General features: G+C 55.9%; 2 protein-coding genes. Both read right to left on the reverse strand.

All coding sequences use genetic code 11. From position 1 onward, the window contains the following. Window positions 1–33: 33 nt before the first annotated feature. Window positions 34–210, reverse strand: coding sequence for a hypothetical protein (locus NTCA1_RS28300; protein ID WP_159832500.1), 177 nt, complete (start codon window positions 208–210; stop codon window positions 34–36). Between the two features lie 492 nt (window positions 211–702). Further along, window positions 703–1,256, reverse strand: a 554-nt coding sequence (locus NTCA1_RS28305; RefSeq protein WP_159832501.1) for a MarC family protein, incomplete at its 5' end; no start/stop codon positions are given.

The raw sequence follows: 1,256 nt of genomic DNA on the forward strand, positions 1-1,256 counted from the left end.
GCCGCCATGCTCATGCTACGCCGTTTGGCTCGGTCAGCGTGAGTTTCGAAACCGACTCTTAACTACCAGCACGCGCAGCATACTATTAAAGAACTCGAGGAGCGCGGCCTCGTCATTTGGCCAGCCAGTGAACGCGGCAGTTTCCAGGGCGGCTTCGACATCATCCTCGGTGGCTTGGCGAAACGCGGCAAGGTAGGTGTGATAAGACATGTCAGTCCCTCCTATTTCCAGTGGTGCGTCATCTTGATCAAGACAAGATGGGCACCATATTCTGGCCGTTGACGATGAATGGGGCGAGCGTGCGACCAGACTGATCCGTCCCGGTCCTGACGATCAAAGATTGCGGGGGAAAGCACGACCAGCCAGGCACTTCCGGGGCGCCGATGTTCGCAATTCGCACTCCCTCGCCGTCGCTGAGGCAAACAGTGTCTCTACATGGACAGAGGTAATGGCGGTATAAGTAGCGACGAGTATCAGTGGCATGGAGCTTACGTAGCAGGTCTCAGCAGACCGGTCGGGTGAAAATTCTGTCAGCCGAGGAACATCGCCTGATCTGATGCGATCTACACATATCGTGGCGCGCTTACCCTCATGAGCGAGCAATGCAGGCGATGACCGGAAACTATGCCCCGCGGTACAATTGTGCTTGCGGGGCTTTTTCAATTCGGCTGGCGAGGCCTGGAGAAGGGCTGGTCCGGAACACTAAATTGCTACATCGACCGCGTTTACCGCGCGCAGACCGGAAAGTATCGCATGTACTGCAAGGGCCGCTTGCAACACGGATACCAGCCAACCGAATGCCATCAGCGAGCCAGGGCGGACAAAGCGAAGGATTGGGCCCGAAAAGATCATCGCCAGATAATCGGCTATCATCATGCCGAGGAAGATTGCGAATACGCCCATGACAAACGTCTGCGTATTTCCGGCCACCGCCGCGAAAAGCAGCAGTGCAACGATACCATATGGGGTGATAATGATCGGAAATGTGACAGGCGAAAGCGCCAGCCCGTCTGGCGATTGCGGTGGTGCTTCTTTTTCATGGGGATGCTGAGCCGATTTTATGCTGTCGAGCGCCCCGATCAGCAGGAGCAGCCCCCCAGTCACCAGAAGATCTTCGCGCTCGATCCCCCATTTTTCTCTCATGTTGTCACCAATGAAGATGATGATGAGACCCACGATGGTGGCCAGTACCGCCGCCTTAACAGGCTGCGGAAAAAGTAGCTTGCCCTGAAGAGGCATTGCTGATTCCAGGATTG

Origin of the sequence: Novosphingobium sp. TCA1 (assembly GCF_009811895.1) — a bacterium.
GTDB classification, from domain to species: domain Bacteria; phylum Pseudomonadota; class Alphaproteobacteria; order Sphingomonadales; family Sphingomonadaceae; genus Novosphingobium; species Novosphingobium panipatense_A.